Annotated in this window: 26 protein-coding genes; 13 read left to right on the top strand and 13 right to left on the bottom strand. The window is 65.1% G+C overall.

The features are described from left to right. Window positions 1-16 precede the first annotated feature (16 nt). Complete coding sequence (locus tag AB5K84_RS18695; RefSeq protein ID WP_011088266.1) at window positions 17-595, top strand: Hpt domain-containing protein; 579 nt, start codon at window positions 17-19, stop codon at window positions 593-595. A 179-nt stretch (window positions 596-774) separates the two neighbouring features. On the opposite strand, the gene AB5K84_RS18690 is transcribed toward AB5K84_RS18695, so the two are convergent. The 4 genes from AB5K84_RS18690 to folE form a co-directional block, all read right to left on the bottom strand. Beyond that, window positions 775-1950, bottom strand: a complete 1176-nt coding sequence (locus AB5K84_RS18690) for a DUF2336 domain-containing protein (RefSeq protein ID WP_097532335.1) — start codon at window positions 1948-1950, stop codon at window positions 775-777. A gap of 171 nt (window positions 1951-2121) precedes the next feature. Continuing rightward, the gene (locus AB5K84_RS18685; protein ID WP_162603606.1) at window positions 2122-3201 is read right to left on the bottom strand and encodes a lytic transglycosylase domain-containing protein; all 1080 of its coding nucleotides are present in this window, start codon (window positions 3199-3201) and stop codon (window positions 2122-2124) included. A 174-nt stretch (window positions 3202-3375) separates the two neighbouring features. Continuing rightward, window positions 3376-3798, bottom strand: a complete 423-nt coding sequence (gene hisI, locus AB5K84_RS18680) for a phosphoribosyl-AMP cyclohydrolase (RefSeq protein WP_110116431.1) — start codon at window positions 3796-3798, stop codon at window positions 3376-3378. A gap of 27 nt (window positions 3799-3825) precedes the next feature. Further along, the gene (gene folE, locus AB5K84_RS18675) at window positions 3826-4515 is read right to left on the bottom strand and encodes a GTP cyclohydrolase I FolE (protein ID WP_110116432.1); all 690 of its coding nucleotides are present in this window, start codon (window positions 4513-4515) and stop codon (window positions 3826-3828) included. Window positions 4516-4756: 241 nt separating this feature from the next. On the opposite strand from folE, the gene AB5K84_RS18670 reads away from it, so the two are divergent. Continuing rightward, window positions 4757-5212: an iron-sulfur cluster assembly scaffold protein gene (locus tag AB5K84_RS18670; protein WP_011088271.1), complete on the top strand. Its 456-nt coding sequence runs from the start codon at window positions 4757-4759 to the stop codon at window positions 5210-5212. A 117-nt stretch (window positions 5213-5329) separates the two neighbouring features. Here AB5K84_RS18670 and AB5K84_RS18665 read toward each other — a convergent pair whose 3' ends face one another. Then, window positions 5330-6229 (bottom strand): hypothetical protein, encoded by a 900-nt coding sequence (locus AB5K84_RS18665; RefSeq protein WP_028175874.1) that lies wholly within the window; start codon window positions 6227-6229, stop codon window positions 5330-5332. 248 nt (window positions 6230-6477) lie between these two features. Here AB5K84_RS18665 and yidD point away from each other — a divergent pair, with 248 nt between their 5' ends. Both yidD and AB5K84_RS18655 read left to right on the top strand, forming a co-directional pair. Beyond that, a complete protein-coding gene (gene yidD, locus AB5K84_RS18660; protein ID WP_011088273.1) occupies window positions 6478-6816 on the top strand; it encodes a membrane protein insertion efficiency factor YidD in 339 nt (112 codons plus the stop codon). Window positions 6817-6906: 90 nt separating this feature from the next. Continuing rightward, complete coding sequence (locus AB5K84_RS18655; RefSeq protein ID WP_038967523.1) at window positions 6907-7119, top strand: hypothetical protein; 213 nt, start codon at window positions 6907-6909, stop codon at window positions 7117-7119. A gap of 1 nt (window position 7120) precedes the next feature. Here AB5K84_RS18655 and AB5K84_RS18650 read toward each other — a convergent pair whose 3' ends face one another. Genes AB5K84_RS18650 through AB5K84_RS18640 form a run of 3 tightly spaced genes read right to left on the bottom strand, consistent with a single transcriptional unit; the run spans window position 7121 to window position 9964 of the window. Continuing rightward, on the bottom strand, window positions 7121-8077 hold the full coding sequence (locus AB5K84_RS18650; RefSeq protein WP_110116433.1) for a PDR/VanB family oxidoreductase: 957 nt from the start codon (window positions 8075-8077) through the stop codon (window positions 7121-7123). Beyond that, on the bottom strand, window positions 8074-8595 hold the full coding sequence (locus AB5K84_RS18645) for an MOSC domain-containing protein (protein ID WP_011088276.1): 522 nt from the start codon (window positions 8593-8595) through the stop codon (window positions 8074-8076). Before AB5K84_RS18645 ends, AB5K84_RS18650 begins: the two co-directional genes overlap by 4 nt. Before the next feature lie 55 nt (window positions 8596-8650). Further along, window positions 8651-9964, bottom strand: coding sequence for an MFS transporter (locus AB5K84_RS18640; protein ID WP_011088277.1), 1314 nt, complete (start codon window positions 9962-9964; stop codon window positions 8651-8653). Between the two features lie 124 nt (window positions 9965-10088). Here AB5K84_RS18640 and AB5K84_RS18635 point away from each other — a divergent pair, with 124 nt between their 5' ends. Both AB5K84_RS18635 and AB5K84_RS18630 read left to right on the top strand, forming a co-directional pair. Continuing rightward, window positions 10089-10283 (top strand): hypothetical protein, encoded by a 195-nt coding sequence (locus AB5K84_RS18635; protein WP_028175869.1) that lies wholly within the window; start codon window positions 10089-10091, stop codon window positions 10281-10283. Between the two features lie 36 nt (window positions 10284-10319). Beyond that, the gene (locus tag AB5K84_RS18630; protein WP_011088278.1) at window positions 10320-10883 is read left to right on the top strand and encodes a helix-turn-helix domain-containing protein; all 564 of its coding nucleotides are present in this window, start codon (window positions 10320-10322) and stop codon (window positions 10881-10883) included. Window positions 10884-10904: 21 nt separating this feature from the next. On the opposite strand, the gene AB5K84_RS18625 is transcribed toward AB5K84_RS18630, so the two are convergent. Beyond that, the gene (locus AB5K84_RS18625; protein ID WP_011088279.1) at window positions 10905-12116 is read right to left on the bottom strand and encodes a hypothetical protein; all 1212 of its coding nucleotides are present in this window, start codon (window positions 12114-12116) and stop codon (window positions 10905-10907) included. Between the two features lie 2 nt (window positions 12117-12118). Continuing rightward, window positions 12119-13486 carry an APC family permease gene (locus AB5K84_RS18620; RefSeq protein ID WP_110116434.1) on the bottom strand — a complete coding sequence of 456 codons (1368 nt, stop codon included), beginning with the start codon at window positions 13484-13486 and terminating at the stop codon, window positions 12119-12121. A 328-nt stretch (window positions 13487-13814) separates the two neighbouring features. Between AB5K84_RS18620 and AB5K84_RS18615 the strand changes: the two genes are divergently transcribed. Together AB5K84_RS18615 and AB5K84_RS18610 are read left to right on the top strand one after the other, a co-directional pair. Further along, on the top strand, window positions 13815-15134 hold the full coding sequence (locus AB5K84_RS18615; protein ID WP_162603607.1) for an alpha/beta hydrolase: 1320 nt from the start codon (window positions 13815-13817) through the stop codon (window positions 15132-15134). 75 nt (window positions 15135-15209) lie between these two features. Continuing rightward, complete coding sequence (locus tag AB5K84_RS18610) at window positions 15210-15632, top strand: GrlR family regulatory protein (protein WP_231166515.1); 423 nt, start codon at window positions 15210-15212, stop codon at window positions 15630-15632. Between the two features lie 18 nt (window positions 15633-15650). Here the strand turns inward: AB5K84_RS18610 and AB5K84_RS18605 are convergent, their stop codons facing one another. Further along, window positions 15651-16040, bottom strand: a complete 390-nt coding sequence (locus AB5K84_RS18605; protein ID WP_011088283.1) for a hypothetical protein — start codon at window positions 16038-16040, stop codon at window positions 15651-15653. Between the two features lie 90 nt (window positions 16041-16130). After that, window positions 16131-17300 (bottom strand): MFS transporter, encoded by a 1170-nt coding sequence (locus AB5K84_RS18600; protein ID WP_110116436.1) that lies wholly within the window; start codon window positions 17298-17300, stop codon window positions 16131-16133. A gap of 186 nt (window positions 17301-17486) precedes the next feature. On the opposite strand from AB5K84_RS18600, the gene thrS reads away from it, so the two are divergent. From thrS to AB5K84_RS18575, 5 genes are all read left to right on the top strand, one after another. Further along, entirely contained in the window at window positions 17487-19529 is a 2043-nt protein-coding gene (gene thrS / locus AB5K84_RS18595) for a threonine--tRNA ligase (RefSeq protein ID WP_049832605.1), read from the top strand. Window positions 19530-19690: 161 nt separating this feature from the next. Further along, window positions 19691-21979 (top strand): YadA-like family protein, encoded by a 2289-nt coding sequence (locus AB5K84_RS18590; protein ID WP_110116437.1) that lies wholly within the window; start codon window positions 19691-19693, stop codon window positions 21977-21979. A 14-nt stretch (window positions 21980-21993) separates the two neighbouring features. Next, window positions 21994-22347 carry a hypothetical protein gene (locus AB5K84_RS18585; protein ID WP_171901104.1) on the top strand — a complete coding sequence of 118 codons (354 nt, stop codon included), beginning with the start codon at window positions 21994-21996 and terminating at the stop codon, window positions 22345-22347. A 98-nt stretch (window positions 22348-22445) separates the two neighbouring features. Further along, window positions 22446-23009, top strand: coding sequence for a nitroreductase family protein (locus tag AB5K84_RS18580; protein WP_162603609.1), 564 nt, complete (start codon window positions 22446-22448; stop codon window positions 23007-23009). A gap of 63 nt (window positions 23010-23072) precedes the next feature. Continuing rightward, window positions 23073-24341: a serine hydrolase domain-containing protein gene (locus tag AB5K84_RS18575; protein ID WP_110116439.1), complete on the top strand. Its 1269-nt coding sequence runs from the start codon at window positions 23073-23075 to the stop codon at window positions 24339-24341. On the opposite strand, the gene AB5K84_RS18570 is transcribed toward AB5K84_RS18575, so the two are convergent. Beyond that, a complete protein-coding gene (locus tag AB5K84_RS18570; protein ID WP_162603610.1) occupies window positions 24327-26789 on the bottom strand; it encodes a putative bifunctional diguanylate cyclase/phosphodiesterase in 2463 nt (820 codons plus the stop codon). The genes AB5K84_RS18575 and AB5K84_RS18570 overlap by 15 nt on opposite strands. Window positions 26790-26817: the final 28 nt, after the last annotated feature.

The following is a 26817-nucleotide window of genomic DNA, read 5'->3' as shown; positions in this document are numbered from 1 at the left end:
ACGCGAGGCAGGTATCATGGCGAAGAACAGCGCAAAGGACATCGAGGTCACGGCCTTCGCCACGCATCAAATCATCACGCAGCCCAATCCGCTGCGCAGGGTTCTGCGTCGTGTCGAAGAAAAGGACCTGGACGACCCGGTCAGCCGCGCCGAGCAGGCGCTCGCCGGCCTCGCCGGCGAGTTCAAGGACTGGATGACGACAGAGGTCAACCGCCTGTCCGCCGCCTACGTCGCCATCCGCCATGACGGTTTCACCAAGGACAGGCGCGACGAGCTGTTCCGCGCCGCGCACGACATCAAGGGCGACGCTGCGACATTCGGCTATCCGGCCGCGGCGGGAGTCGCCGAGAGCCTGTGCCGCGTCATCGAGCACGCGCCCGATCTCGAAAGGGTGCCGGCCGAGCTGTTCACGCACCACATCAACGCCATCCTGGCCATCGTGCACGAGAACACCAAGCTCGACAGCATCAGCGTCTCCGCCGAGCTCAGCCGGCGCCTGCGCAAGGTCGCCGACGACTACCTCGCCGACGTCAACCGCGACCGCCCCGAGCACCTTGAGGTGATCCTGGCGCCGAGCATCGTGCCGGCGGAGTAAACACTCTCGCGTCTTGTCATTGCGAGCGCAGCGAAGCAATGACAGAGCCTCAGGCTGCTCCATCGACACGACCAGAACGTAGGGTGGGCAAAGCGAAGCGTACCCACCAATCAACATGAGCTGCGTGGAGAGATGGTGGGCACCGCGCTACGCGCCTTTGCCCACCCTACGGCGTCTCGTTACGCCGCGATCAGATCGTCATAAACCGGATCGACCGTGTCGTCCGCGACCAGCTCGTCGCAGAACAGCCTTGCCTCTTCGCGCGCAGACTCGGTGGCGAAGCGGCGGAGCAGGACCATCAGCGGCTCGGTGGCGCCGCGGTCGGTCTCGCAATGGGTGAGCACGCGCTCGACCATGCGCCGGCGCAGCCGCACCGCGCCGTCGTCGCTGTCGACGAAGCCCTGCTCGTGGCAGGCATCGAGCGCCACCTGGAACGCCGCAAACGTCGCCTCGGGAAGCCCGGCGCGGCGGAGCAGCGCGTGCAGGCTGTTGCCGCCGCGGTCGTGCAGCAGCGCGGTGACGCGCGCCAGCGGCAAATCGGCGAGTTCAGCCAGCGCGGCGTCGAACAGGTCGAGATTGCTCGACAGCAGCGCGCGCAGGATCAGGCCCGCGGTCAGCTGGCCGGTGACGCGCAAATGATGTACCAGCCCCTGCATGTCCTCGCCGCGCGAGCGCGCCGCGATGTTGATGGTGGAGCGGTCGCGCGCCTCGATGGTGATGCGGTCGGCGCGATCGGCACTCAGCCAGTTCCGCGCGACGACGAATTGCGCCAGCGTCTCCGAGAGCTTTGCCACCAGCGCCGCGCGCGTTACGGCCGGCAGATCCTCCAGCACCAGCATCGCCTCGCGGATCGCGGCGAGATGGCCGTGACGGTCGACGATGCGGTTCCAGGAGAACGGCGCGAGTTCGGCGTGGGGATTCTCGATCAGCTCGAGCGCAGCCGCTGCACAGCCGACTTCGGCGATGGCAGCGCAGACCGACACCGGCAGCGCGATGCGGCGCGCGACCGCGCACTGCACCTCATCATTGCCGGTTGCGACGATGTCGACGAGATCGGCATCGATCAGCAGCGGAGAATGCTCGAGCACGGGCAGCGCGACGGTCGGCTGGTCCGCCGACAGCGCCCGCACGATCGCCGCCGGGGCATCCGTGCTGCGCGCAAAGGCCTCCGCCATCGCCTGCCGCACCAGCGGCGAGGGATCGTCGAGCAGCATCAGAAGCGCGCCTTCGGCGGCGACGCGATCGTCATGGGACAAGTCTGAGATCAGCCAGGCCCGGGCCAGTGCCCGTGTTGCCTCGGCCCGCTCGCCGGCGGGCGCCGTCCTGATCCAATTGATGAACTGCCGAACAATCATGCTGCTTCCGGCTTACACAACAAACGAAAATGGTGACGGCTCGTCACCTGCAACACAAAATAAACCACGACGCTTAACAAAGCGTTCACCATAACTGGCTGGTTTTATTGACGTTTTGTTAAGGGAACCAAGGCGGCCTGTTGACGTGCCCCGGACGCGAAAGGCGAAATGTCAGCTCGAGAACGTGCCGCTGCGATCGCTGAAGAGATCGAGCGGCTGCGGCGGCCGCACATCCGGCGTCGCCGATGCGACCGAGGTCGCGGGCGCGACCGAGGTGAGCGAGGCGTTGTTGCCCCACAATTTCTGCACGGTCGTCGAGACCGGCTGCGTGGCATCGCCGGGCTGATAGATTGAACGGAAGGCCGGCGCGACCGGTGCATTGTCCGCGACTGTCGTCGAGGATGTCGCGCTCACCGGCGTCACGCCGCGCGCATCCGGAAAGGTCTGGAGATAAGCGGCGTTGTCGATCACCGGCGTGGTGGGCAGCACGGCATTTACACTCGCGACCTGCGTCGTCGACGGCGTGCCGCCATACATCGCCATCGCGCTGCGCGTGGTCTTCGAATTTGCCGCGCTCGCATAGCGCGCGTCCAGCACCGAATAGACTTCGGAGACGCTGCGGGCGCGGCCATCCCTGGCGTAGAAGATCGAACGGTTGGCGGATGCCGCGTTGGGAAACAGCCGCGCGCCGACCGCTTGCGGATTGTCCTCGGCATTGGCGATCAGTTTTGCGGCGCCGCCGACGCCCATGAAATGCGCCATGTAGAGCTCGCTGTCGGACGGCCTGCGGCCGAGCAGACCGGTGAGCTTGAAGCTGTTCGACTGCGTCAGCGCCGCCGCCATGCTCGAGGCAGCCTCCGGGTCGTCGCGCAGCTTCATGATCGACCGCTTCATGGCGAGATCGTCAACAGTGTAGGAGCCCGACGAGGTCCTGGTGATGGCGTCGGCGTAGTTGCCATAGCCGAGCTGGGTCCCCGCCTCCTTCACCGTGCCGAGCCAGGTCTGGTCGATGAACTGGTAAAGCCCGTGCGCGGACGATGTCGTGGCCCCCGCCGTCGGATCGAAATCCGATTCCATCTTTGCGGTGGTCAGCATGTATTGGAAGCTGACGCCACTGACGTTCGAGGCCTGCTTGATCGCACCGGCGACACGCGCCCGCGACGGATCGAGAACCGCCGTCTGAGAGGCACTGGAATTGTCGACCGACATGATGAAGTGCCCGCCCCGCGCGGCGTTGAGCGACGCCGGCAATTCGGCGTCCTGTCGTCTCACCGTGAGACAGGTATGGTTAATGCGGGGTTAATTCCGACCTCTCCGTCATTCCGGGGCGCGCGTAGCGCGAGCCCGGAATCCATCGAGCCATGCGTGATGCCTAACAATGGATTCCGGGTTCGGCTCTTCGAGCCGCCCCGGAATGACGGAGTGCTACTTCTTATAGACGTCGCTGGGATCGAACAGCCGCTCGGCGTCGGTGAAGACCAGTTTCGCTCCCCCGTCCTCGGCCTCGACCTTGCGGTAGAAGCAGGACCGGCGGCCGGTGTGGCAGGCCGCGCCGATCTGCTCGACGCGGATCCAGACCGCGTCTTGGTCGCAATCGGTGCGCATCTCGACCACGCGCTGGGTCTGACCCGATGTCTCACCTTTGCGCCACAAGGCATTGCGCGAGCGGCTGAAGTACCAGGCCTCGCCGGTCGCAATCGTCCTGCGCAGCGCCTCGTCGTTCATGTGGGCGACCATGAGCACGTCGCCGGTGGCAACGTCGGTCGCCACGCAGGTCACGAGGCCGCTTGCGTCGAAGCGCGGCTGGAAGGATAGCCCTTCCTCGATCTCATGGGAGTGATCGGACACAGGAACCTCGCCAGTCAACTCGCGAGGTCAGCGCGTGCCTCGCACCAGGGACAGGAAACGGGCCTGCTCCGCCGGATTGTCGCGGAACATGCCGGTAAAGCGGCTGGTGAACGTGGAAGCGCCATGCTTGGCGACGCCGCGCACCGACATGCAGGTATGCTCGGCCTCGATCAGCACGGCAACGCCGCGGGGCTTCAGGACCTCGTCGATGGCCGCGGCAATCTGCGCCGTCAGATGCTCCTGGGTCTGGAGCCTGCGGGCGAAGATATCCGTCAGGCGGGCAAGCTTCGACAGGCCGACGACGCGCTCCACCGGCGTATAGGCGATGTGCGCCTTGCCGTAGAACGGCATCATGTGGTGCTCGCACTGCGAGGTGAACTCGATATCGCGCACCAGCACGAAGTCGTCATAGCCGGCGGTCTCGCCAAAGGTGCGGTCGAGCACCTCGGCCGGGCATTGGTGGTAGCCCTGATAGAGCTCGTCGAAGGCCTCGACCACGCGGCGCGGCGTGTCCAAGAGACCCTCGCGCTCGGTGTTCTCGCCGATATAGGCGAGCAGCGTCTTCACCGCCGCTTCCGCTTGCGCGCGCGCGGGGCGCGGCTGGTCGGCGCGGACGGCGGCCGCGAGGAATTCGGCAGGGTCAAGCTCGGCCGGGCGGCCCTCGGGCTGCCGGTCGGAGGGCTTGCTCGGGCGGATGGATTTGATCGTAGCGTCCATATCGACTCCGTTCGACGGCCTTGCGGCCGGAGTGTCACCGGCAGACGGGGCGGCAAGCCGCCGGACGCCTGAAGACTAAAGTTTTGGCGAAAAAGGTCCGCAATCTCTCACGTCGCCCGCGTGGTCCTGGATCACCACTGCCGGGCCGCTGGACTGTTTTTCCACCCGTTCCGACCCTATATAGGACCCTGGACGGCGCCCGCCAAGGCCGATCCGGTGCGGAAGTGTTGGACTCCATCACATGCTGAACGACATTTATAACAAGCGGATCATCGAGTTGGCCGGGAATATTCCGCGCCTCGGGCGGCTGTCCGCCCCCGATGCCACCGCGACTGCCCACTCCAAATTGTGCGGCTCGACCGTGAAGGTCGATCTCAAGATGGACGGCGACACCGTCACCGACTTCGCCCATGACGTGAAGGCCTGTGCGCTGGGACAGGCCTCCTCATCCATCATGGCAAGTCACGTCGTCGGCTCGACTGCGAGTGAACTCCGGGAGTTACGCGAAACCGTTCGCAAGATGCTCAAGGAGAACGGCGCGCCTCCTGAAGGCAAATGGGAAGAGATCAAGTTCCTCGAGCCGGTGCGCGACTACAAGGCGCGACATGCCTCGACGCTCCTGACCTTCGATGCCGTCGTCGATGCCATCGGTCAGATCGAGGCCAAGGCGAAGCAGCCGGCAACGGCGCAGGGCTGAACCGCCCGCGTCATTCCGGGGCGTCGCAAAGCGACGATCCCGGAATCCGGAGATTACAGCGCGAGATTCCAGGTTCGCGCTACGCGCGCCCCGGAATGACTGCCAAGATTTAAGATCCTACTTCGGCGAGGCCGCGCTCGGCGTCGCCACCCCACCCGTCGGCACCACGGCTTCCGCCGTCTTGGTCGACTTGGCCGGCTGCTCCGGTTCCACACCGAACCTGGCCTGCGTCTTCGGCGCCAGCTCCGCCATGGCCGGCGCTGTGACGTCCACATGCGGCAGCACGTCGGCCACCAGATCCGTCGTCACGAGATTGGTGAGCTTGAGCTCTCCGGTGTCCAGCTCATGCAGATCTTCCCAGGGCGGGACGCTGAGCGCGAGCGACAAAAGATCGCCGGCGCCGCCCATGTCGAAGGTGTATTTGGCGAGCCGGCCGATGTCGCGTTCCACGATCATCAGGTCCTGCGCGCTGTAGCTCGCCGCCTTGGCATCGTCGGCGCGATCGCCCATCCAGATCTGGTGGACGCGGACATGGGCGGCGTCCGGCACGTAGCGCTTCTTGCCGGCCAGCAGCAGGAACACGCACATGGATTCGCAATAGGCCTCGGGCGCGACCGCCGGACGGGCCGACTGCCCGCCGCGGTTCTGAACGCTGATACCGACCGTGGTCAAAAGCCCGAGATTGCGGAAGCGCCTGCCGAGCGTGATCGCGTCGTTGACGGAACCACCGCTGGAATCGAGCACGACAGTGGCGCCGCCGAGCTGGCGCCCGCGCGAAAATTCCTCGAAATCCTTGGGCGTATCGGCGGTAATGATGCCAACCGCACTGACCCAGCCGCGGCAGTTCGGCTCGCAGGCGACCCAGCTGAACTTCATCGGCAGCTTGCGCTCTTCGAGGGCCGCGCCAGCGTGAGCCTTGGTGCCGGTCGTAGCGACAGCTCCGGTCAGGGCGATGCCGAATGCGGCGGCCCCAAGCACCAACCAGCCGCGACGATCAAGGGAGTTCAGAAGTCTCAATCTGGTTCCTTCCCCAAGCCCCAAAGGTCCCCCAACAATCCCCGGTAGCGCCCTCTGAGTCCATCATACAGGCGTATGTTTCTACACGCGGGCGTCATAAAAATGGTATCCGGGCGAATACAGATCGTCCACAGGTACTTGCTGCACTGCTCCCAAAAAGCACGTAAAATATGGCGCGCAAACAACAGCTTGCTGTTCCCTGCTCGGGAACCGCGCAACACCTCGCTTAACGTCGCAGCAAAGCGCACATGAAGCATTCAGCCTGCGAGCATTGTTCCACTCCCGTCGAGGGCGCGCTTCGCCTCCCGCGCAGATTCGGTCGCGCGCTGATCTGGCTCTACCGCCATACACTCTCGCCGCTGGTCGGCTACAATTGCCGGCATCTGCCGACCTGCTCCGTCTACGGCGACGAGGCGATCGAACGTTTCGGGCTCTGGGCGGGTGGCTGGATGACGCTCGCGCGCCTGCTTCGCTGCAATCCGTTCGGCACGTCGGGCATCGACAACGTGCCCCTCGCCGCGCCGCAAGACGCACGCTGGTATCTGCCCTGGCGCTACGGCCGCTGGCGCGGCGTCAACGCACCCTAAGTTTGTTGCGGTGCTTGCGCATCGCTGCCCTAAGTGGAACCGGAACTTTCTCCTCGCGTTGTTTTGATGCTCCCGCGGGAGGAAACAACAATGCGCTGGAAAATCAGCCCTCATCTTCACTTCAGACTTGGTCCGCATCCCAAATTCAGTCCAAGGGGGCACGATCCAAGAACAATCGATGTGCTCGCCATGGTCGCCCTGCTGGCGCTCGTGCTCGGCTCCGGCTGGTATCTGGCGACAAGCTTGGCCACGCCGCCCAGCAACACGGCGTTCATCGTGCCGAGCCAGAGCGTGCACTGGTAGCTCAGAGATCCAGCACCAGCCGCTCCGCGTCTGATCCGGCGACGCAAACCATGAGATAGCGCTCGCGCTCATATGGCGACAGGATGCGGTCGCGGTGCACGGGCTTGCCCTCGATCCATCCGACCTTGCAGGCGCCGCAGATGCCCCCGCAGCAGGAGGTTGCGATGTCGATGCCTCCTTCCTGCAACGCGGCCAGCATGGTCTGGCCGGCGCGGACCTGGATCTCGGCGCCCGAGCGCGCCAGTGACAGCGTGAAGGGCTTTGTGTCCGGATCGATGACCGGCGGCGGCGCGACGAAACGCTCGATATGGACATTGGCGGCTGGCCAGCCTGCGGTGACCTGCTCGAAATCCTCAGTCATGCCTTCCGGCCCGCAACAGGCGACCAGCGTGTCCGCCCCGCCCTCCCCGATGAGCGCAGCGAGATCAGGACGCCCGGCCCGGGACGTGCAGTGCACGACGACACGGCCCGCTTCGATCAGTGGCGCGAGATGCGCGGCGAGCGGTACCTCCTCGCGCACGATCAGATGCAGCACGAAGCCGGCATCGCCCGTCTGCACGAGGTGCCGCGCCATCGACAGGAACGGCGTCACGCCGATGCCGCCCGCGATGAACACATGGCGCGCAATGCCTGCACCGGGATCGAGCCCGCCGCGCGGCAACGAGACGCCGATCACGTCGCCAATACAGACCTCATCGTGAAGCGCGCGCGAACCGCCACGCCCATCAGCCTCACGCTTGACCGCAACAACATAGCGCGCATTGTCGGCGGGCTCGTTGCACAGTGAGTAGGTGCGGACAAGTCCGTTCGGCAGATGCAGGTCGATATGCGCGCCGGGCTTGAAGGGCGGCAGCTCCCAGCGATCGGGGTCGGCCAGCGTGAACAGTTTTGTGCCTGCCCCCGCCTCCTCGATGCCGGTGACGATCGTCTTGATCGTCGTGATCGGACGCACCTTCATGCCGCGTTCCGCACGGTATCGCCGACCTTGACGATGCCGCCTTGCAGGATCTTGCAGTTCAGGCCGGAGCGATTGATGAGGGGATCGAAGATCGCCTTGCCGGTGATCTCCTCGATATGCCGGCACGGCACCGACAGCCGGGTTGCTTCCAGCAGGGTTTCCCCGAGCCAGAAGCGGCGGCCGACCAGATGGTTCAGCGGCACGCCTTCGACCGTGACGTTGCGCCGATGCTCCTCCGGGCCGAGCTCGATGCCGGCATCACGCTTGAGCGCGACCAGCGTCTCGAGCTCGAACAGGGTGACCTGCCGGCCTTCTTCCGGCTTGTGCGAATAAAAACCCTCCTCGTTGCCGATCATGTAGCGGTCGCCCCCGATCCCCCGGCCTGCGACGAGCGTGATCGTTTCCACTGCGCGCATCGGCAGGAACGCACGCGGGGCAAGATGGAGGAAGCGCACCACGCCGGTCCAGCCGAGCTGCGTTGTCGTCTGCGCCGAGCCGGCGCTGATGGTGTCGAGCATGACAAAATCCTTGTGAGAGGCGTTGGCGCGCCGCCGGCAGCGGCGCGCCGCGGGATCAGGTCAGTTCCTTGTTCGCCATTTCCGGCGCGAACGTGGTCGCAGTTGCCGTGATGGCCGCGCAGGCGATCAGCAGTAGCGAGACCGGCCAGGTTGCGCCGCCGCTCCACGCCATCAGCGACGCCGCGATCAGCGGCGTCAACCCGCCGCTCAGGGCCGCGCCGACCTGAAATCCGAGCGAGGCGCCGCTGTAACGCAGCCGCGCGGAGAACAGCTCGGAGTACCAGGGCGCGCCGATGCCGAACATCACCATCTGGCCGAAGGTGATCGCGACCACGATGGTGCAGATGACGACGGCGGGATCGCGGGTGTTGAGCAGCCAGAACAGCGGAAAGGCAAACAGCGCCGAGAACAGGCAGCTCGCATAGAACATCGTCTTGCGGCCGACGAGGTCGGACAGCCAGCCGAACAAGGGAATGGCGAGCAGCGCGACCAGCGATGCGGCGAACGCGCCGTTCAGCACCACCGTGCGCGACAGGCCGAGATTGGCCGTGGCGTAGGACATCACGAACACCCCGCCGATGCTGGCATAGGCGATCTCGGAGATCTTCAGACCAACCGCAGTGAAGAACGGCCTGCGGTGATGCCTGAAGATCTCGACCAGCGGCATGCTTGCGACGTCCTTCTTGGCCTGGACCTGACGGAAGGCCGCGGTCTCTTCCATGTTGAGGCGGATGTAGAGCCCGACGCCGACCAGGAGGATCGAGATCAGGAACGGAATGCGCCAGCCGTAAGCCATGAAGTCGCTTTCCGGCAGGCTCGCCACCAGCGCAAACATGCCGATCGCGGCGAGATTGCCGATGGGATTGCCGACCTGCACCATGCTGCCGAGCAGGCCGCGGCGGTGGGTCGGGCAGTTCTCCACCACCATCAGCACCGCCCCGCCCCACTCGCCGCCGAGGCCGATGCCCTGGAGGAAACGCAGGCCGATCAGGAGCAGCGGCGCGGCGATGCCGATCTGCTGATAGGTCGGAAGCAAGCCGATCAGGAAGGTGCCGATGCCCATCACCATGATCGTGATCGCGAGCATCGCCTTGCGGCCGACCCGGTCGCCGTAATGACCGAAGATCGCAGCGCCCAGCGGCCGCGCCAAAAAGCCGACCGCGTAGGTGCCGAAGGCGGCGATGGTGGCGAGCGTGGGATTGCCGGCCGCGAAGAAGACCTTGTTGAACACCAGCGCGGTCGCCGTGCCGTAGATGAGGAAATCGTACCATTCGACCGCGGTGCCGATCACGCTCGACCACACGATCCGTCGCAAGCTCGCCGCCTCGTCCGGCGCTACGCTCAGGGTTACGTCGTCTGCCACGGTCATCGATCTCTCCAAAAGGTACCGGCGCCTGGGAAAGCAGTTGGTTCTGTCGCGGAGCCCATCGGCAGCCGCGGCGGTAAAATCGATCATGTTTACTAATGGAAATCAACGGCACGGAATGCGGCAAATGCCGCCGATCGCGGCAGAGCGCATCAATTGCACCATTATTCGGCTGATTTTCGCGATATACCAGCTCGCCTGCCCACAATATCCGCGGCGCTGCTCGAAATTTCTGCGCGATAGTTTTCCTTTGGAATACACCTGCACGTCCCCCGGAACTGCCCTGCGCGCGCCACCGGGCTGGCAGTTCGGCAGCATCTGATGCAAAAGAAGCATCAGCAGTTCAGGAGACTCATGCGTGCTTGACGTCAGCAAAGCGACAGCGGTCGGGGCCAATATCCGCCAGGCGCGGATTGCCAAGGGCCTGACGCTGGACCAGCTTGCCAGGCAGAGCGACCTCACGCGCGGCTACATTTCGCTGGTCGAGCGCAACCTCAAGATCCCTTCGCTCGCCGCGCTGCTGCGGATGGCCGCCGCCCTCGAGGTCAACGTCGCGAACTTCTTCGACCCGAACGCCGAGCCCGCGCCGCGCTACACGCTGTTCCGCCGCGAAGGCGGCAATGTCCCGCTGTTCCAGGACACCTTTGGCGTGGTGCCGCTGGCAACCGGCCGCACCCGCAAGATGATGGAGCCGTTCCTCCTCAGCCCGCCGCACAAATCGGCGACGCGCGCCTCGCATGCCGGCGAGGAGCTGCTCTTCGTGATCAACGGGAAAATTGCGATCAAGCTCGACGGCGAAGAGCTCGTCCTCGGCAAGGGCGATTGTCTGTATTTTTCGGGCGAGACGCCGCACGAGGTCCGGAGCCTCGGCCGGCAGAAGGCGGAGGTTCTGGTCGTTGTCGCTCAGAACGCGACGACGTAACCCCGGACTTCGGCAAATAGCCTAGCGGAACCAGAAGAAACGCCCGGACGGCGGGACGGATTCGGGCGGACGCGGCCGCTTCGGGCGCGGTGGCTTTGGCGTCGGTTCAGCGGACGAGGTGGTCTCCGCCCCCGGCGCGGTGTCGCTTCCCGGCACCTTCACCGACAGCAGCAGATTCGATTCATGCGTGCGCCAGCGATAACCGACGCCGAAATCGATCGGCTGGGCCCGCGCGAACAGTTCGGCATAGCGCTCCTGGTAACGGCCGGGGAATTCGGCGATCGGTCCGAGGTAGCGGCCGAACGGGAAGAACCGCCATTGCCGCGCATTGTAGTTCGCGAGCGGAATGCCGGAATCGTCCTGGATGATGGTGGCGCTGTTGGCCAGTAGCCAGTCGCGGACGACGGTGAAGTTGCCAGAGTGCAAGAGATAGGACGCGCTCTTGAGCAGGCTGTTGCCGGGCCCGAGCGTCTCGCAGAACTTCAGGAATCCAGCCGCGCGCGCGCCGGGATTGGAGAGATCGGTGGAGAAATAATACAGCGTGCGCACTTCGCCATCGCTGCCGGCGAAGGTGATGCGGACGCCGCGCGTCGCGTTCGGTCCCGGATTGTCGTTGCCCGCGTGAATCCCGCCCTTGTCGTCGAGCGCAATCATCTCGACGTTGCGGATGGTCTTGCCGGAGCGGGCGAGGAAGACATAGAGGATCGGCAAGGTGCCGTTGACCTGGTTGGCGTGCAGGTCGACCTTCATCTGCTTGGTGATGAAGAAGGAGAAACTCAGGATCGAGCCGAGCGAGCGTTCGACATTGTAGAGCGCGGCGCCGACCGAACCGCGCGGCAGCCGCGTCAGGTCGGGCACGGCGCCAACCGGCTCCAGCGCACCGAGCACGTAGGTGCTGGCCTTGGAATAGAAGGCGTCGGCGTAGAGGAAGTCCGGGCCGCTGAACATGTAGAACATGGTCGGCCTGGGCGCGGCCAGGTTGACGTCGGACCAGGTGCGGATCTTCGAGAGTTGCCGCTGCTCGAGCTGGGCAAAGGCGCCGTCGAAGAATTTTGCGTGATGCTGCCAGGACGGGTCTCTGGTCAGCGCCACCAGCGGCGAGTCCGCCGATGGCTGCATGCCCGCAAGGAAACGCGCGGTGTCGTCGAAGGTGACGTCGGCGGCCCGCACGGACGAGACGGCCGCAGCCAGGAGGGCAACAGCGACGGCCGCAATTCTCAAGGGTCGAAACATGTCTATTCGCGATTGTGTGACGTGCCAGCGGCGACCGGCCGCCTGCGGAAAACAGCATAAATCAACAGGCCCGAGAGCATGACGAGCATCCCCGACAGCGACTGCACCGGCCGCTCGGTCAAGAGGTAGTACATCATGAACGCGGTCACGAGCAGGAAAACGAGGGGGGTGAAGGGGTATCCCCAGGCGCGATAGGGCCGCGGCAGGTCAGGATCGGTGATGCGCAGCTTGATCACGCCGGCGACCGTGAAGAACGAGCAGAACAAGAGCGCGAACTGGATGAAGTCGAGCACCGCCTCGAAACTGCGCGTGAACAGCAGCAGGGTCGCGACCGCGAGCTGAAACAGGATGGCATAGGCCGGCGCGCCGCTCGTCGACTTGCGCGAGAACACGCGCAGCGCCGGAATGTCCTCCCCCATCGTCATCATCACGCGCGGACCGATCCACATCATCGCGCTGATCGAGGAGATCAGGCCGACGCAGATCATGGCGCCGACGATCCGGCCGCCTAGGCTGCCGAAGATGGCGCTGCCGGCGACACTGGCGACATCGAGCTGGCCGGCGAGCGCGCCGACCGGCGTGGAGTAGAGAAACACCGCATTCAATGCGACATACAGCACGAGCACGATCAGCGTGCCCGCGAGCAGCGCGCGCGGCAGGTTCTGCTGCGGCATGTTCATCTCGCCGATGATATAGGTCGCCGCATTCCAGCCCGAGAACGAGTACATCACGAAGACGAGGCCGATCGCGAAGGGCGCGCTGACGATATGCGCGAGGTCGCCCGGCTGCGGCGTGAAGGCGATCGGCTGCGGCACGCCGATGATGAAGCAGGCGACCAGGAAGGCGACGATCAGCACGACCTTCAGGATGGTCGAGATCAGCTGGAAGGTCGAGGAGTGCCTGACGCCGGTCAGTTGCACGAGCGAGACCAGCCACACCACGCCGATGGCGAGCGGGATCGGCGGCAGGTCGGGGACGACCGACTTGGCATATTCGCCGAAGGCCATCGCGGCGAGTGCAACCGGCGCGGCAAAGCCGACCGTCGCCGAGACCCAGCCGGCGAGAAAGCCGAAGGCGGGATGATAGGCACGACCGAGGAAATTGTATTCGCCGCTCGAGCGCGGAAACATCGCGCCGAGCTCGCTGTAGGAGAACACCCCGCACAGTGCGACGATGCCGCCGACGCTCCACAGCAGCAGGATCGAGAAGCCGGACGGGATGTCCTTGACCTGGAAGCCGAGGCTGGTGAAGACGCCGACCCCGATCATGTCGGCAACGACGATGGCGGTTGCGACCAGAACGGAGACACCCGCCCCTCTTCCGGTCAACCGGCCAGTCCAGGGCGCAGTACCCGCATCTGATGCCGTCATCGGGGTCCTTAACCTCAGGCCTCACGTCTCGTGGGAAGCATCGTGCAGTTTGATCCAGTCAATTCAAGCAGGGTTAACAAGGGTTAAATGAGGCAAGGGAAATAGGTATCAAGGCACCTTCTTAGCACGGTCCTAGGCGATAAAGCTGCGCAAACACCGGAGAATCCCGTTTCCGATCCCCACAATCACGACACGATTGCGTGGTCCTTTTGAGCGTTCCGGATGTGGGGAAGTTTCTCCGGACACTTAACGTCACCTAAACGCCAGTCGGCTCAATTATCTCAAGATTGCCGCTGGGCTTGTGGTCATGACTTGGGGTCATGGGTGGATGGTCGGGGCCGTTCCGAAAACGAGAGCTGACATTCGTGCCGATCGGACGCCGTCCGATCGGCGCGGTCGTGCGCTCCGGATCGGCCTGATCTCAGCCTTGGTGCCGCTGTCGCTCACGCTGGTTCAATGCGGCCAAGCGCCCAATCCGACGGCGCTCGCAGCCAACTCGCAGGCCAATGTCCAGGTCGTCGCCAAGACCAATCCGCAAGTTGCGAGCGGCGACACGTTCGAGGATCGCTTCCCTGCCCCGCAGTTCAAGGAGCGCTTCCCCTCGGTGGGCGAGAGCTTCCTGCAACGGCAGATGTCGGACTTCTCGCCCAAGCGCGCCGTACAGCAGCAGCCGCAGCCGGCACCCTACAAGGTCGCTTCGCTCGCACCGCAGGCGCCCTACCAGCGTCCGCCCCGCGAAGACCTGACGACGCTCGTCAGCATGAAGTCGTCGGCCTTCCCCTATTTCGGCAACAACCCTGCCTCCGACGCGCCGTTCCTCAACATCTCCAAGGGTGACCGCCGCGGCCACCGCAGCTATTCGGGGCGCGTCTACTGGCAGGACGAGACCTACAGCGACAGCCGCGTGCTGGTGCACGTCCCCGAGCATTTCGACGTCCGCAAGCCGGGCGTGATCGTGGTGTTCTTCCACGGCAACGGCGCGACGCTGGAGCGCGATGTGCGCGACCGGCAGCTGGTGCCGCAGCAGATCACCGATTCCGGCGCCAATGCCATCCTGCTTGCGCCGCAGATGGCCGTCGACGCCGCCGATTCCAGTGCCGGAAAATTCTGGCAGGCGGGCGGCCTCAAGCGCTTCATGGATGAATCGGCCAGCCACCTCGCCCACCTCACCGGCGATCCCAACGGCGCGCGCGCCTTCGCCAACATGCCGATCGTCATCGTCGGCTATAGCGGCGGCTTCCTGCCGACGGCCTGGAGCCTCGAGGTCGGGGGCATCAGCGACCGCGTCCGCGGCGTCGTGCTGCTCGACGCCGTCTATGGCGAAATGGACAAGTTCGCCTCCTGGATCGCGAGCCACCGCTCGGGCTTCTTCGTCAGCTCCTACACTCACTACACGGCGCGGCGCGACCGCGAGCTGATGAGCATGCTCAGGCAGAAGGGCATCAGCGTCTCCGAGGACATGGACGGCCCCTTGCGTCCCGGCAGCGTGGTGTTCGTCGAAACCGGTGACGGCATCACCCATCGCGACTACGTGAACCGCGCGTGGACGCAGTATCCGCTCAAGGACGTGCTGGTGAAGATGTCGGCGACACCGGCGCTGGCGCTGACGCGCGTGGCGGCGACCACTCCATCGGCATCGAACCGATAGTCCCGATATTGCGCCAGCCGGTATTTCCGTGCGCTGCCTGCAATTCTCTCAAGCCATGATCAAAATGTGATGTTGATGGCCGACATCCCCGTGAGCCACCGGATTGTTTCCGCTGGCAACGATCATAGTTTGCCGGCCAAGTTGGATTTGGAATTTCTGCGGGGACAGGTCGTGCGTCAGGGACTGTACAAGGTCGACTTCCACACGGTTCACGGAACCGGGTGCGGTGTCGTCTATGTGGTGGATGGCAAAATGCGCGGCGGCAATTCCGCCTTCGCCTTCATGGGCACCTATACGGGCGAAGGCGACGCGATCAAGGTCAAGATCTCGACCCAGCGCTACAACGACGACCCGTCCTTCAAGGGGCTGTTCGGCATCGACCGGATCACGCTGACGCTCACCGGCCGCGAGGACGGCGACGCGGCGGAATTCGAAGGCAACGCGCTGCAAGCGCCGGGCGTTGCCTTCAGGGCTGTGCTGAGCCGGATCAGCGACTAGCCGTCCGGCGTCTTGACCTTAGGTCTTGGGCAGCTTCGGAATGCTCTCGGCAAAACCGTTGAAGCAGGCCAGCCGCTCGTCCTCTTCCTTGAAGAAACGGCAATCGGCGTAGCCCTTGGCCTTCGCCGGCTTCGGCTTCGGCGCCGGCGGGATCACCGCGTCGTAGCAATTGAGGCGGTCCTTGGTGCCGTCATCGAGATCGAGGCAGGCCTGGAGCCGTGCGGCGATCGATTGCGGCTTGCCCTTCGGCGCTGCGGCCGGTTTGGCCGCTGCCTCCTTGGTCCCCGCTTTGGTCCCCTTGGGCTTGACCTGCACCAAGGGCTTGTCCCCCACCATCGGTGGCTTGTCGGCTTGCGCAAACGCGGAGGCTGAATAGAGCACCGCGGCAACCGCCAGAATCATCCTCATCTCAGTCAACTCTCTTTGGTCCCCATGACCGGCCTTCTAGCGCTCCCGCGCGCGGTTTGCCAAGCACCTTGCACGCACGAAAACGCCGGTTCAGGCGGCGGCAGCCGGCCCGGGCCGGGTCAGGATCACCAGCACCAGCGCCAGCACGACGAAGCCGACCGCAACGAAGCCGAGTGGGTGCAGGAGCTCGTGGGCGAACAGCAGCCCGCCGATGGCGGAGCCGACCGCCTGGCCGATATAGAGGACGGAGGTGTTGAGCGCGACGGTGGCGGACGCAAGCGGCGGCGCGGTCGCGACCAGCCGCACCTGCTGCATCGAATTGGTCGAGGCAAAGCCGAGGCCCCAGATCGCGACGGCACCTGCCATCAGGACGAACGTGCCGGCGCCGAGCGCCCAGCCCGCAATGCCCGCAAGCAGCAGGCAGGTGAACAGCAGCGAGGTGCGATAGGGACCCCAGGTATCGACGATGCGGGTCGCGATCACGACGCCGAGGAAACCGCAGAGGCCGTAGATGCCGAACACCATGCCGATTGCGTCCGGCCCCGCCCCGGTCAGCTTCTTGAGCAGCGGGCCCATGAAGGTGAACACCACGAACTGCCCGGACATTTGCAGCATGGTGATCGCAAGCAGCAGCAGAACCGTCCTGTCGCGGCCGACCGCGCTCCAGGTCTTCAGGTCCACCGGCGTGCCCTTCAGTCCGGCAGGCAGGCGCAGCAGCAACAACAAGAAGCTGATGCAGCCGAGCGCGCCGATCCCGCCATAGGCCGCGCGCCAGCCGTAGCGGCTGGCCATGAAGGTGATCAGCGGCAGGCCGACGGCGGCCGCCAGCGACCAGCCGAGAAAGATATAGGCAATCGTGCTGCCGCGCCGCTCCGCCGGCACGATCAGCGCCGCCGTGCCGGCCGCCTGCGGCGTATAGAGCGCGCCGACCGCGAGCATCACCAGGCGGATGACGAGGAGGCTCGCATAGTCGGGCGCGAACGCCGAGGCGAGATTGCCGAAGGCGAGCACCGCCAGCGTGGCCGCAAGCAGCGTCCGCCGTTCGATGCGGCTCGTGAGCCAGGCCGTCAGCGGCGAACCGATGCACAGCGTGATCGCGCCGAAGGTGATCAGGAGCCCGGCCGCGTGAATGCTGATGCCGAGCCCCGCCGACAATTCCGGCAGCATCCCCGCCGGCGCCAGCACCGAGCAGCCGGTGACGAGATTGCCGAGCATGAGGGCGGTTGGCGCGAAACGGCCGGCGGCGGGGGATTTTTGCATGCAACTGCATGTAGAGCCGGCTTGCCGCCTGTTAAAGGCCGCTGCCCGAAATAGTTGGTGCAAGGCCGCAGCTTTTGCGTGCCACTTTCTTGGAAATGCCGGATTGCGCAGGCCGAATCGCCTGATATATCGCTCGTTCCCGCTTACCTGCGCTCGTTCGCAGGAGTGAGCTTCAGGAGAAAAGCAATGACCGACCAGCCCAAATCCGAATCCGGCTTCCAGTACAGCCTCTCGAATCTGAAGCCCGTGACCCCCGCAGCCAAAGTCACCCTCACCTTCCCCGACGGCGCCCGGCGCGAATACGACAAGAGCATCACCGGCCTCGAGATCGCCAAGGGCATCTCGCCGTCGCTGGCCAAGCGCACGGTCGCGATGGCGCTCGACGGCGTGGTCGCCGACCTCGACGATCCCATCGAAGCCGATGCCAAGATCGAGCTGATCAACCGCGACGATCCGCGCGCGCTGGAGCTGATCCGCCACGACTGCGCGCACGTGCTCGCCGAAGCCGTGCAGACGCTGTGGCCGGGCACCCAGGTCACCATCGGTCCGGTGATCGAGAACGGCTTCTATTACGACTTCTTCCGCAACGAGCCGTTCACGCCGGAAGACTTTGCCGCGATCGAGAAGAAGATGCGCGAGATCATCGCGCGCGACAAACCCTTCACGAAAGAGGTTTGGGATCGCGAAAAGACCAAGCAGGTGTTCCGCGACAAGGGCGAGGCGTTCAAGGTCGAGCTGGTCGACGCCATTCCCGGCAACGAGCCGATCAAGATCTACTACCAGGGCGACTGGTTCGATCTGTGCCGCGGCCCGCACATGACCTCGACCGGCAAGGTCGGCAATGCCTTCAAGCTGATGAAGGTGGCCGGCGCCTATTGGCGCGGCGATTCCAACAACCCGATGCTGACCCGCATCTACGGCACCGCCTTCGCCAAGCAAGAGGACCTCGACGCCTACCTCAAGCAGATCGAGGAGGCCGAAAAGCGCGACCATCGCAAGCTCGGGCGCGAGCTCGACCTCTTCCATTTCCAGGAGGAAGGTCCGGGCGTCGTGTTCTGGCATCCGAAGGGCTGGACCATCTTCCAGCAGCTGATCGCCTATATGCGCCGCCGCCTGACCGGCGACTACAGCGAGGTCAATGCGCCGCAGATCCTCGACAAGGTTTTGTGGGAGACCTCGGGCCATTGGGGCTGGTACCGCGAAAACATGTTCGCGGCGCAGTCGGCCGGCGACGAGGCCGAGGACAAGCGCTGGTTCGCTCTGAAACCGATGAACTGCCCGGGCCATGTGCAGATCTTCAAGCACGGCCTGAAGAGCTACCGCGACCTGCCCTTGCGGCTCGCCGAGTTCGGCGTGGTGCATCGCTATGAGCCATCCGGCGCCATGCACGGCCTGATGCGCGTGCGCGGCTTCACCCAGGACGATGCGCACATCTTCTGCACCGAGGACCAGCTCGCCGAGGAATGCCTGAAGATCAACGATCTCATCCTGTCGACTTACGCGGATTTCGGCTTCACCGGCGATCTCACCGTGAAACTGTCGACCCGGCCCGACAAGCGCGTCGGGACGGATGCGATGTGGGATCACGCCGAGCGCGTGATGGCGACGGTGCTGCGCGAGATCCAGTCGCAGAACAACCACATCAAGACCGAGATCAACCCGGGCGAAGGCGCGTTCTACGGGCCGAAGTTCGAATATGTGCTGCGCGACGCCATCGGCCGCGACTGGCAGTGCGGCACCACGCAGGTGGACTTCAACCTGCCGGAGCGGTTCGGTGCGTTCTACATCGACCATGACGGCGGCAAGAAACCGCCGGTGATGGTGCATCGCGCGATCTGCGGCTCGATGGAGCGCTATATCGGCATCCTGATCGAGCACTATGCCGGCAATTTCCCGCTCTGGCTCTCGCCGGTGCAGGCCGTGGTCACGACCATCACCTCCGAAGGCGACGAGTACGCCAAGCAGGTCCTGGAGCAGGCCCGGCGCGCGGGGCTTCGGGTCGAGATCGACCTGCGCAACGAGAAGATCAACTACAAGGTCCGCGAGCACTCGCTGGCCAAGATCCCGGCACTGCTCGTGGTCGGCAAGAAGGAGGCCGAGACGCATTCGGTCTCCGTCCGCCGGCTCGGCAGCGACGGCCAGAAGGTGATGACGACCGCCGAGGCGATCGCCGCCTTGGTCGAGGAAGCGACCCCGCCCGATGTCGTGCGGGCACGGGGCATCGTTTAGAACCTGCCACTGAACTTGACTAACAGGGCGCGCCTACCGGCGCGCTCTGCGCGTCTGCGCAGCAAGGTGGCCGCCTCAGAGCGCGATACCAGCCCGACTTCCGGAGCACTACCCCATGAATTGGGGATACCGACGTACCGGGCTCCGCGCGAACATTGGTCATGTTTGGTGAACTCGATACGAATTTGCGAGCCGAGGCCGAGGCGGCCGGGTTTCGGCGGCCGGCTTCAGGTGCCGTCGTCGCCCTTGTCATGTTCGCACTCGGGTTCATTGTCTTTCCCGAAGCTGTCTACGCCGAAACCTGCCTGCTCGATTCCGGCAGTGGCAGCGCGCCCGTTGCCGATTCATTCGCTTGTGGCAACGCTGCATCCGCTTCGGCTTCCAGCAGTACGGCAGTGGGGAACCATGCAGATGCCGCGGGAGCCTATAGTGTCGCGGTCGGTTTTCTGAGTAGTGCGTCGCAAAGCCACGCCACCGCGGTCGGAGCGACGAGCAATGCCAGCGGAACGGATTCGACGGTGGTAGGCTACGGAAGCGAGGCGACAGCAGCGCAGACTTCCGCCTTCGGCTCCTACAGCAGCGCGACCGCCCAGCAAGCCTCGGCTTTCGGTAATTCGAGCACGGCGAGCGGGACACAGTCCTCCGCCTTCGGCGCTTCAAGCACAGCGACTGGCGTAGCCTCCGTCGCCGTTGGCTACGCCGCGAGCGCCAGTGGTGACTACGCCATTGCGTTCGGCCGGCAGAGTCAGGCAACGATGCAGAGCGCGCTGGCGATCGGGCAGAGCGCCGAGGCAACCGGAGCGGACAGCGTCGCACTCGGCTCGGATGCGCTTGCCGACAATTCAGGCGCAATCGCAATCGGCAGTTCCGCCCAAGCCCATCTCGCCGGAACCGCTGTCGGACGGACGGCGCACGCCTATGGCGACTACAGTACGGCCGTCGGGCAAGCCGCGGCGGCAACCGGCCAGGGGAGTTCGGCCTACGGCTACACAAGTGTCGCGGGCGCCACAGCTGCGTCGGCATTTGGCTGGAACGCGCGCGCCAACGCCGTGGACTCGACCGCTCTTGGTTTCAATACAAATGTTTCAGCGGCGGCAATTTCGGGCGTCGCCATCGGTGAAGGTGCGCAAACGACTGCATCCAACGCGGTTGCGCTCGGTTCCAAGTCCGTCGCCAATGTCGCAAACACGATCTCGGTCGGCTCGGCCGGCAAAGAGCGCAGGATCGTCAATGTCGCCGCCGGCACGCTGTCTTCCACCAGCACCGATGTCGTCAATGGCGGCCAGCTCTACACTGCAAACCAGAGGGTCGCCGCAGCATTCGGCACAACGCTCGATGCCGGCGGACAGATGGTTGCGCCGAGCTACATGATCCAGGGCGTCTCCTACAACAACGTCGGCAGCGCGTTCTCTGCCGTGAACGCTGCGCTAAGCAGCACGGCGACCAGCATCAGCAACTTGCAGACGCAGATCGACAACGGGTCGATCGGCCTCGTGCAGCAGAATTCGTCGACTAAGGTCATCGGTATCGGCAGCAGCACGGATGGCACCGTGGTCGACGTGTCGGGCACATCGGGCAACCGCACCGTGACTGGCGTCGCCGCGGGCGCCGTTGACGCGACCAGCACCGACGCCGTCAACGGCAGCCAGCTCTACGCCACGAACCAGACCGTTGCCTCGCTGAGTGCGACGGTGGCCGGCATCGCCGGGACAACTCAGTACACCAAGGTCAACAGCGCTGGCGCAGCGGCCAACGCCTCCGGTACCGATGCGATCGCGATCGGCGGCAATGCGCAGGCCACCCAGTCCGGCTCGATCGCAATTGGGTTGAATTCCGCCTCGACCGGCACCAATGCGATTGCGATCGGCACCGGTGCGGTAGCAACCGGTTCGGTAGCCGTCGGCGCAGCAGCCTCCGCAGGCAATGGCGGCGCGGCCTTCGGCGACGGTGCGGTTGCGACGGGCTCGAACTCGGCCGCGTTGGGCACCAATGCCTCGGCAACCGCGGCCAACTCAGTGGCGATCGGCACAGGCTCGACCAACACCGTCGCCAACACCGTGTCGTTCGGCTCGGCCGGCAATGAGCGCCGCCTCACCAATGTCGCCGCCGGCGTCAACCAGACCGATGCAGTCAATGTCGGCCAGCTCCAGTTGGCTGTCGCAGGCTTCCAGTCGCAGATCGGCAGCCTGCAAAGCGAGATCACCGCCAACCAGCAGGAGGCCCGGCGCGGCATCGTCGCCGCGGTGTCAGCCGCACCGGTGCTGATGCCGTCGGCGCGTGGCAGGACCACAGTCGCAGTGAACGCCGGATATTATCGCGGCCAATCCGGCGTGGGCATCGGCATCTCACATCGCCTGGACTGGACGACGCCGACGGTGCTGTTTGGCGGCTATTCCAATGGCGGTGGAAGCGAGCATATCGGCCGCGCCGGTATGGCGGTCGAGTTCTGACGTTGGTGCCGCAGATGAAGCTTCCCTTCCCGGCCTTCGTGCTGGCCGCAGTCGTGCTCGGCTCCCCCCCTGTCGTCGCGCAACAGCCGCAACAACCGCCGCCGCAACAATTCCAGCCATCGGGCGAATGGGCCAAGCTTCCGCGCATGCAATTGGAACGGCAATTCGCCGGCCCGCTCCAGGATACGGTGGTCCAGCGCTTGCGCGATCCGGTCGACGGCACCATCTGCTATGTGTATCTGCCGATCTCGGCGCCGCACTCGCCGACGACGGCAACGGGTTTCGTACAATACGGCCCGAACGGCATCGGTAGCATCAACTGTATGCCGGGCACGCCAGCTGTCGCTGCGCCGACGAGGCACAAATAGGCCCCGATCACAATCGGTCTAAATGAGCCTGTTCAGTCTCGTGGCCGGCAGGATCGCATGCTATGCGGTGCCCAATTGGTTCCATGAGAGAGACGCCCGTGCCCGACGCCATCGAACTCCTGAAGACCCGCCGCTCGGTCAAGCCGCGCGAGATGACCGGGCCCGGCCCTTCGGAGGCCGAGCTCGAGACGATCCTCACCATCGGCGCGCGCGTGCCGGATCACGGCAAGCTCGCGCCCTGGCGCTTCATCATTTTCGAAGGCGATGCGCGCCAGCGTGCCGGCGAGGTGATTGCGAAGGTCTTTGCGCGGAAGAATCCGGGCGCGCCGGCGGCCGATGTCGAGATCGAGCGGAAACGGCTCACCGATGCCCCGCTCGTGATCGGCATCGTCAGCTTCACCAGGCCGCATCCGAAGGTACCGGCCTTCGAGCAGGAACTGTCGGCGGGCGCCAGCGCCATGAACATCGTCACGGCCGCGACCGCGCTCGGCTACGGCGCATGCTGGCTGACCGGCTGGTTCTCGTTCGACCGCGACGTGCTCGAAGGCCTCGGCCTCAAGCCGGACGAAAAGCTCGCCGGCTTCATCCACATCGGCACGCCGACCAAGCCGAGCGAGGACCGTCCGCGACCGTTCCTTTCGGAAATCGTGACACGATTTTGATCGATGACATGTTGACGCCCTGAATATCTTGCGGCTTTGATCCCGGCGAGGGAGGGAGCCCAGATGAAGCGGCGTGAATTTCTGGTCGGAGCCGCGCTGCTCGCCGGCACCATGGCGCGAAGCCGGGCCGCCGATATCCCTGCACCTGCGCCCGAAGGGCTCGACCGCATCACGGCGTTCTTCGACAACGAGGTGACGAGCGGCCGGTTGCCGGGCGCCGTGATCATGGTCCAGCAGCACGGCAAGCCGGTCTATCTGAAGACATTCGGCGTGCGCGACGTCAGGACGGGCCTCGCCATGACGCCGGATACGATCTTCGCCATCCACTCGATGACGAAGCCGATCACCTGCCTCGGCGCGATGATGCTGATCGACGAGGGCAAGCTTGCGCTTACCGATCCCGCATCGAAATACGTCCCCCTCTTCGCCGGCACCAAGGTGGGACTGGAGGTCACCGAGCCGGACGGCAAGCTGGAGCTGGACCTCGTGCCCCCGGTCCGTCCCGTCAACATCGAGGATCTGCTGCGACACACCTCGGGCATCAGCTACGATTATATCGGCGGCAAATGGGTCGAGCAGGCCTACAAGGCTGCCAACATTTTCGAGGATCCCTTCGACAACAGGAAATTCGCCGATCGCATCGCAAAATTGCCGCTGGCACGGCAGCCGGGAACGCTGTGGCGCTATGGCCATTCCACCGACGTGCTCGGCGCAATCATCGAGATCATCTCGGGCCAGACCCTGTACGACTTCCTGAAGCAGCGCATCCTCGACCCGCTCGGCATGAGCAGCACCAAGTTTGCACTCGCGACGGAAGACGAACTGGCTCGGATGGCGCGGCCGCTGCCGAACGATTACATCCTGCTCGCCGCCGAGCGCGACCGGCTCGACCATCCCGAATGGCAGTCCGGCGGTGGCGGCCTGCTCTCGACCATCAACGACTATCAGCGCTTCTCGCAGATGCTGCTCAACCGCGGTGAGTTCGAGGGCAGGCGTTACCTCAGCCCGGCCGCCTTCAAGGCCATGACGACCGATCACGTCGGTCCCGGCTCCGGCGTCGGACGCGACTATTTCTATTTCCCGGGTGACGGCTTCGGCTATGGCTACGGCCTTGCGGTGCGCACCGATCCCGGCAACGCAAAACCGCCGCCGCCGGGCTCGATCGGCGAGTTGAAATGGGACAGTGGCAGCGGCACCTATTTCGGCGTCGATCCCAAGCTCGACATGGTCTACCTGATGATGCAGCAGACCCAGAACGAACGCAGCCGCATCACGCCCGCCTTCAAGGCGCTGGTCTACGACTGCTTTCCACCCGCGTTACGCCGCCCGTGAGGCGCGCTGGCCGAAATCGGCCAGCAGCTTTTCGATCTCGGCGGCGGGCCGCGCCGCGCTGAACAGAAAGCCCTGCACCTCGTTGCAGCCTTCGGCGCGCAGCCAGTCGAGCTGGTCCTCGGTCTCGACGCCCTCCGCAGTCGTGGTGATGTTGAGGCTGCGGCCGAGCCCCGAGATCGCACGCACGATCGCGACGCAATCGGGCCGCTGCGCCAGGTCCTTGACGAAGGAGCGGTCGATCTTGATCTTGTCGAAGGGGAAGCTGCGGAGATAGCTGAGGCTGGAATAGCCGGTGCCGAAATCATCCATGGAGATGCCGACGCCGAACTCGCGCAGCTGATGCAGAATCGCGAGATTGGCATCGGTCTCGGCCAGGAAGATCGACTCGGTGATCTCCAGTTCGAGCCGCTTCGGCGACAGGCCGGACTGCGCCAGCGCCGAGATCACGACCTGCACCAGGTTGCGGCTGCGGAATTGCGCCGGCGACAGATTGACCGCGACCTTGACGTCGACGGGCCATTTCACCGCCTCGGCGCAGGCCTCGCGCAGCACCCATTCGCCGAGCTGGGTGATCAGGCCGATGTCCTCGGCGACCGGGATAAACTCCGCCGGCGAGATCATGCCCTTGTCGGGGTGACGCCAGCGCAGCAGCGACTCGAAGCCGGAGATGCGGTCGGAGGCGATCGACACCAGCGGCTGATAGTGCAGCTCGAACTCGCCGTTGGCGAAGGCGCGGCGCAGATCGAGCTCCATGTCGCGGCGCTTCTGCGCCTGGAGGTCCATCTCGCGCTCGAAGAAATGGTGCACGCCGCCGCCGTCGGACTTGGCCCGGTACAGCGCCATGTCGGCGTTGCGCATCAACTCCTCCGACGTCACGCCGTCGCCGGGCGACAGCGCGATTCCGATGCTGGCGCCGATCACCATCTCCTGGCCGTCGATCTCGTAGGGCGCCTTCAGCATGTCGATCAACAGGGTCGCGCAGGCGCTGGCCTCGTTCGGCGAGACGTCGGCCGCCAGGATCACGGCGAACTCGTCGCCGCCGAGCCGGGCTGCGAGATTGGCGCCGCGGACCGCGGTGGTCAGGCGCTCGGCGACCTCCTTCAACAGGCGGTCGCCCGCCGGATGCCCGAAGGAATCGTTGATGTTCTTGAACAGGTCGAGATCGATGTAGAGCACGCCGACCCGCTTTCCGCCGGCCTGGTCGAGCGCCTGCTTCAGGCGCTGCTGGAAATATTCGCGGTTCGGCAGGTCGGTGAGCCCGTCGTGGTGCGCCATGTGGGCGATGCGCGCCTCGGCTTTGCGCCGTTCGGTGATGTCGACCACCGCGACCAGATAGCCGTCGCGGTCGTCGAAGGCCACGCGACGGCCGAAGGTGAGCACCTCGATCTCGCTGCCGTCGGCACGCAGGTGCCGCCAGTTGCGCGAGGAATGATAGGTGTCGCCGACACGATCGAGCGCTTCGGCGTGGCTGTCCCACTCCTCCTCCGGCCAGATCTCGTGCAGCTTCATGCGCAGGAAGGCGGCACGGCTGTAGCCGTAATGCTGGACCGCGGCATCGTTGACGCCGAGGAACTGCTTGGTCTCGGCGTCGAACACCCACATCGGCATCGGGTTGTTGTCGAACAGCAGCCGGAACGAGGCGTCGCGCCGCTTCAACGCGGTGACGTCGGAGATCGTCAGCGAGAGCACGTCGGCGAAGGCGGTGGCGCTGAGCCGGAGATGCCGGCCATCGTGCTCGATCTCGAGCTGTTCGCCGCGGCCGCCGCGGACGGCCTTGAGCAGGAATTCCATGATGTCGGACGCAGCCAGCAGGGTGTTGCCCTCGCCGATCCGGCGCCACAGCAGGCCGGCACTCGCGACCTTCAGCAGCGTGGCGGCGCTCTGGTTGTGATGCACGATCTGGAGATCGAACGGCTTGCCGCCGGCATCGCGCAGCGTCGCCAGCGAGATCACCGCGTCGTCGGTCGAGGCGAAAATCGCATCCAGCAGATTGTATTGCGTGCCGCGCTCGTTGACATAGGCGCCGACCAGCGTCGCGCCCCAGCGCGAGGCGGTCGGCAGCGCCAGCACATCGTAGGTCCTGACCATGCCGTCGCGCACGCAATGCGCGCTCGCCTGGTGCGGCCGTCCGTTCGCAAGCGCGCTCGCCGCCGCTTCCGACAGCGCCGTGGCGCAATCGGGCGAGAGCTCGGCGACGGGGATGTCCCAGCGCTCCTCGCCGAGCCATTTCTGCACGTAGCGTCCGCTGCGCAATAGCTCGAGCGCACCGTCGTTCTTCAGCAGTGCGATATGGTCGGCGAGCCGGCCGAGGCTGCCGAGCATCACGTCCTCGTAGCGCGGCAGCCGTTCGCCCGGCTTCAACGCGGCGCGCCATTTGCGCTGAAGCACCGGGATGTCGTCAAACATTTCGGCGGCCGGTTTTCCCGGCATCTTCTTCGCGGCACTCATCGCAGTCCCCAACGCACTTTCCGAGCGC

It is taken from the genome of Bradyrhizobium sp. 1200_D9_N1_1 (assembly GCF_052075915.1).
GTDB lineage: Bacteria > Pseudomonadota > Alphaproteobacteria > Rhizobiales > Xanthobacteraceae > Bradyrhizobium > Bradyrhizobium diazoefficiens.
The sequence above is the reverse complement of the archived record's forward strand: the minus strand, read 5'-3'. Positions and strand labels throughout refer to the sequence as shown.

Bases quoted from the DNA above. Each gene is read 5' to 3' on its own strand.
- AB5K84_RS18625 (WP_011088279.1), bottom strand. From the start codon at position 12,116: ATGTTTCGACCCTTGAGAATTGCGGCCGTCGCTGTTGCCCTCCTGGCT.
- AB5K84_RS18605 (WP_011088283.1), bottom strand. From the start codon at position 16,040: ATGAGGATGATTCTGGCGGTTGCCGCGGTGCTCTATTCAGCCTCCGCG.
- AB5K84_RS18650 (WP_110116433.1), bottom strand. From the start codon at position 8,077: ATGAAGGTGCGTCCGATCACGACGATCAAGACGATCGTCACCGGCATC.
- AB5K84_RS18615 (WP_162603607.1), top strand. From the start codon at position 13,815: ATGGTCGGGGCCGTTCCGAAAACGAGAGCTGACATTCGTGCCGATCGG.
- AB5K84_RS18640 (WP_011088277.1), bottom strand. From the start codon at position 9,964: ATGACCGTGGCAGACGACGTAACCCTGAGCGTAGCGCCGGACGAGGCG.
- AB5K84_RS18635 (WP_028175869.1), top strand. From the start codon at position 10,089: ATGCCGCCGATCGCGGCAGAGCGCATCAATTGCACCATTATTCGGCTG.
- AB5K84_RS18570 (WP_162603610.1), bottom strand. From the start codon at position 26,789: ATGAGTGCCGCGAAGAAGATGCCGGGAAAACCGGCCGCCGAAATGTTT.
- AB5K84_RS18610 (WP_231166515.1), top strand. From the start codon at position 15,210: ATGGCCGACATCCCCGTGAGCCACCGGATTGTTTCCGCTGGCAACGAT.
- AB5K84_RS18670 (WP_011088271.1), top strand. From the start codon at position 4,757: ATGCTGAACGACATTTATAACAAGCGGATCATCGAGTTGGCCGGGAAT.
- folE (WP_110116432.1), bottom strand. From the start codon at position 4,515: ATGGACGCTACGATCAAATCCATCCGCCCGAGCAAGCCCTCCGACCGG.
- yidD (WP_011088273.1), top strand. From the start codon at position 6,478: ATGAAGCATTCAGCCTGCGAGCATTGTTCCACTCCCGTCGAGGGCGCG.
- AB5K84_RS18600 (WP_110116436.1), bottom strand. From the start codon at position 17,300: ATGCAAAAATCCCCCGCCGCCGGCCGTTTCGCGCCAACCGCCCTCATG.
- AB5K84_RS18590 (WP_110116437.1), top strand. From the start codon at position 19,691: ATGTTTGGTGAACTCGATACGAATTTGCGAGCCGAGGCCGAGGCGGCC.
- AB5K84_RS18575 (WP_110116439.1), top strand. From the start codon at position 23,073: ATGAAGCGGCGTGAATTTCTGGTCGGAGCCGCGCTGCTCGCCGGCACC.
- AB5K84_RS18655 (WP_038967523.1), top strand. From the start codon at position 6,907: ATGCGCTGGAAAATCAGCCCTCATCTTCACTTCAGACTTGGTCCGCAT.
- thrS (WP_049832605.1), top strand. From the start codon at position 17,487: ATGACCGACCAGCCCAAATCCGAATCCGGCTTCCAGTACAGCCTCTCG.
- AB5K84_RS18620 (WP_110116434.1), bottom strand. From the start codon at position 13,486: ATGACGGCATCAGATGCGGGTACTGCGCCCTGGACTGGCCGGTTGACC.
- AB5K84_RS18690 (WP_097532335.1), bottom strand. From the start codon at position 1,950: ATGATTGTTCGGCAGTTCATCAATTGGATCAGGACGGCGCCCGCCGGC.
- AB5K84_RS18585 (WP_171901104.1), top strand. From the start codon at position 21,994: ATGAAGCTTCCCTTCCCGGCCTTCGTGCTGGCCGCAGTCGTGCTCGGC.
- AB5K84_RS18695 (WP_011088266.1), top strand. From the start codon at position 17: ATGGCGAAGAACAGCGCAAAGGACATCGAGGTCACGGCCTTCGCCACG.
- AB5K84_RS18645 (WP_011088276.1), bottom strand. From the start codon at position 8,595: ATGCTCGACACCATCAGCGCCGGCTCGGCGCAGACGACAACGCAGCTC.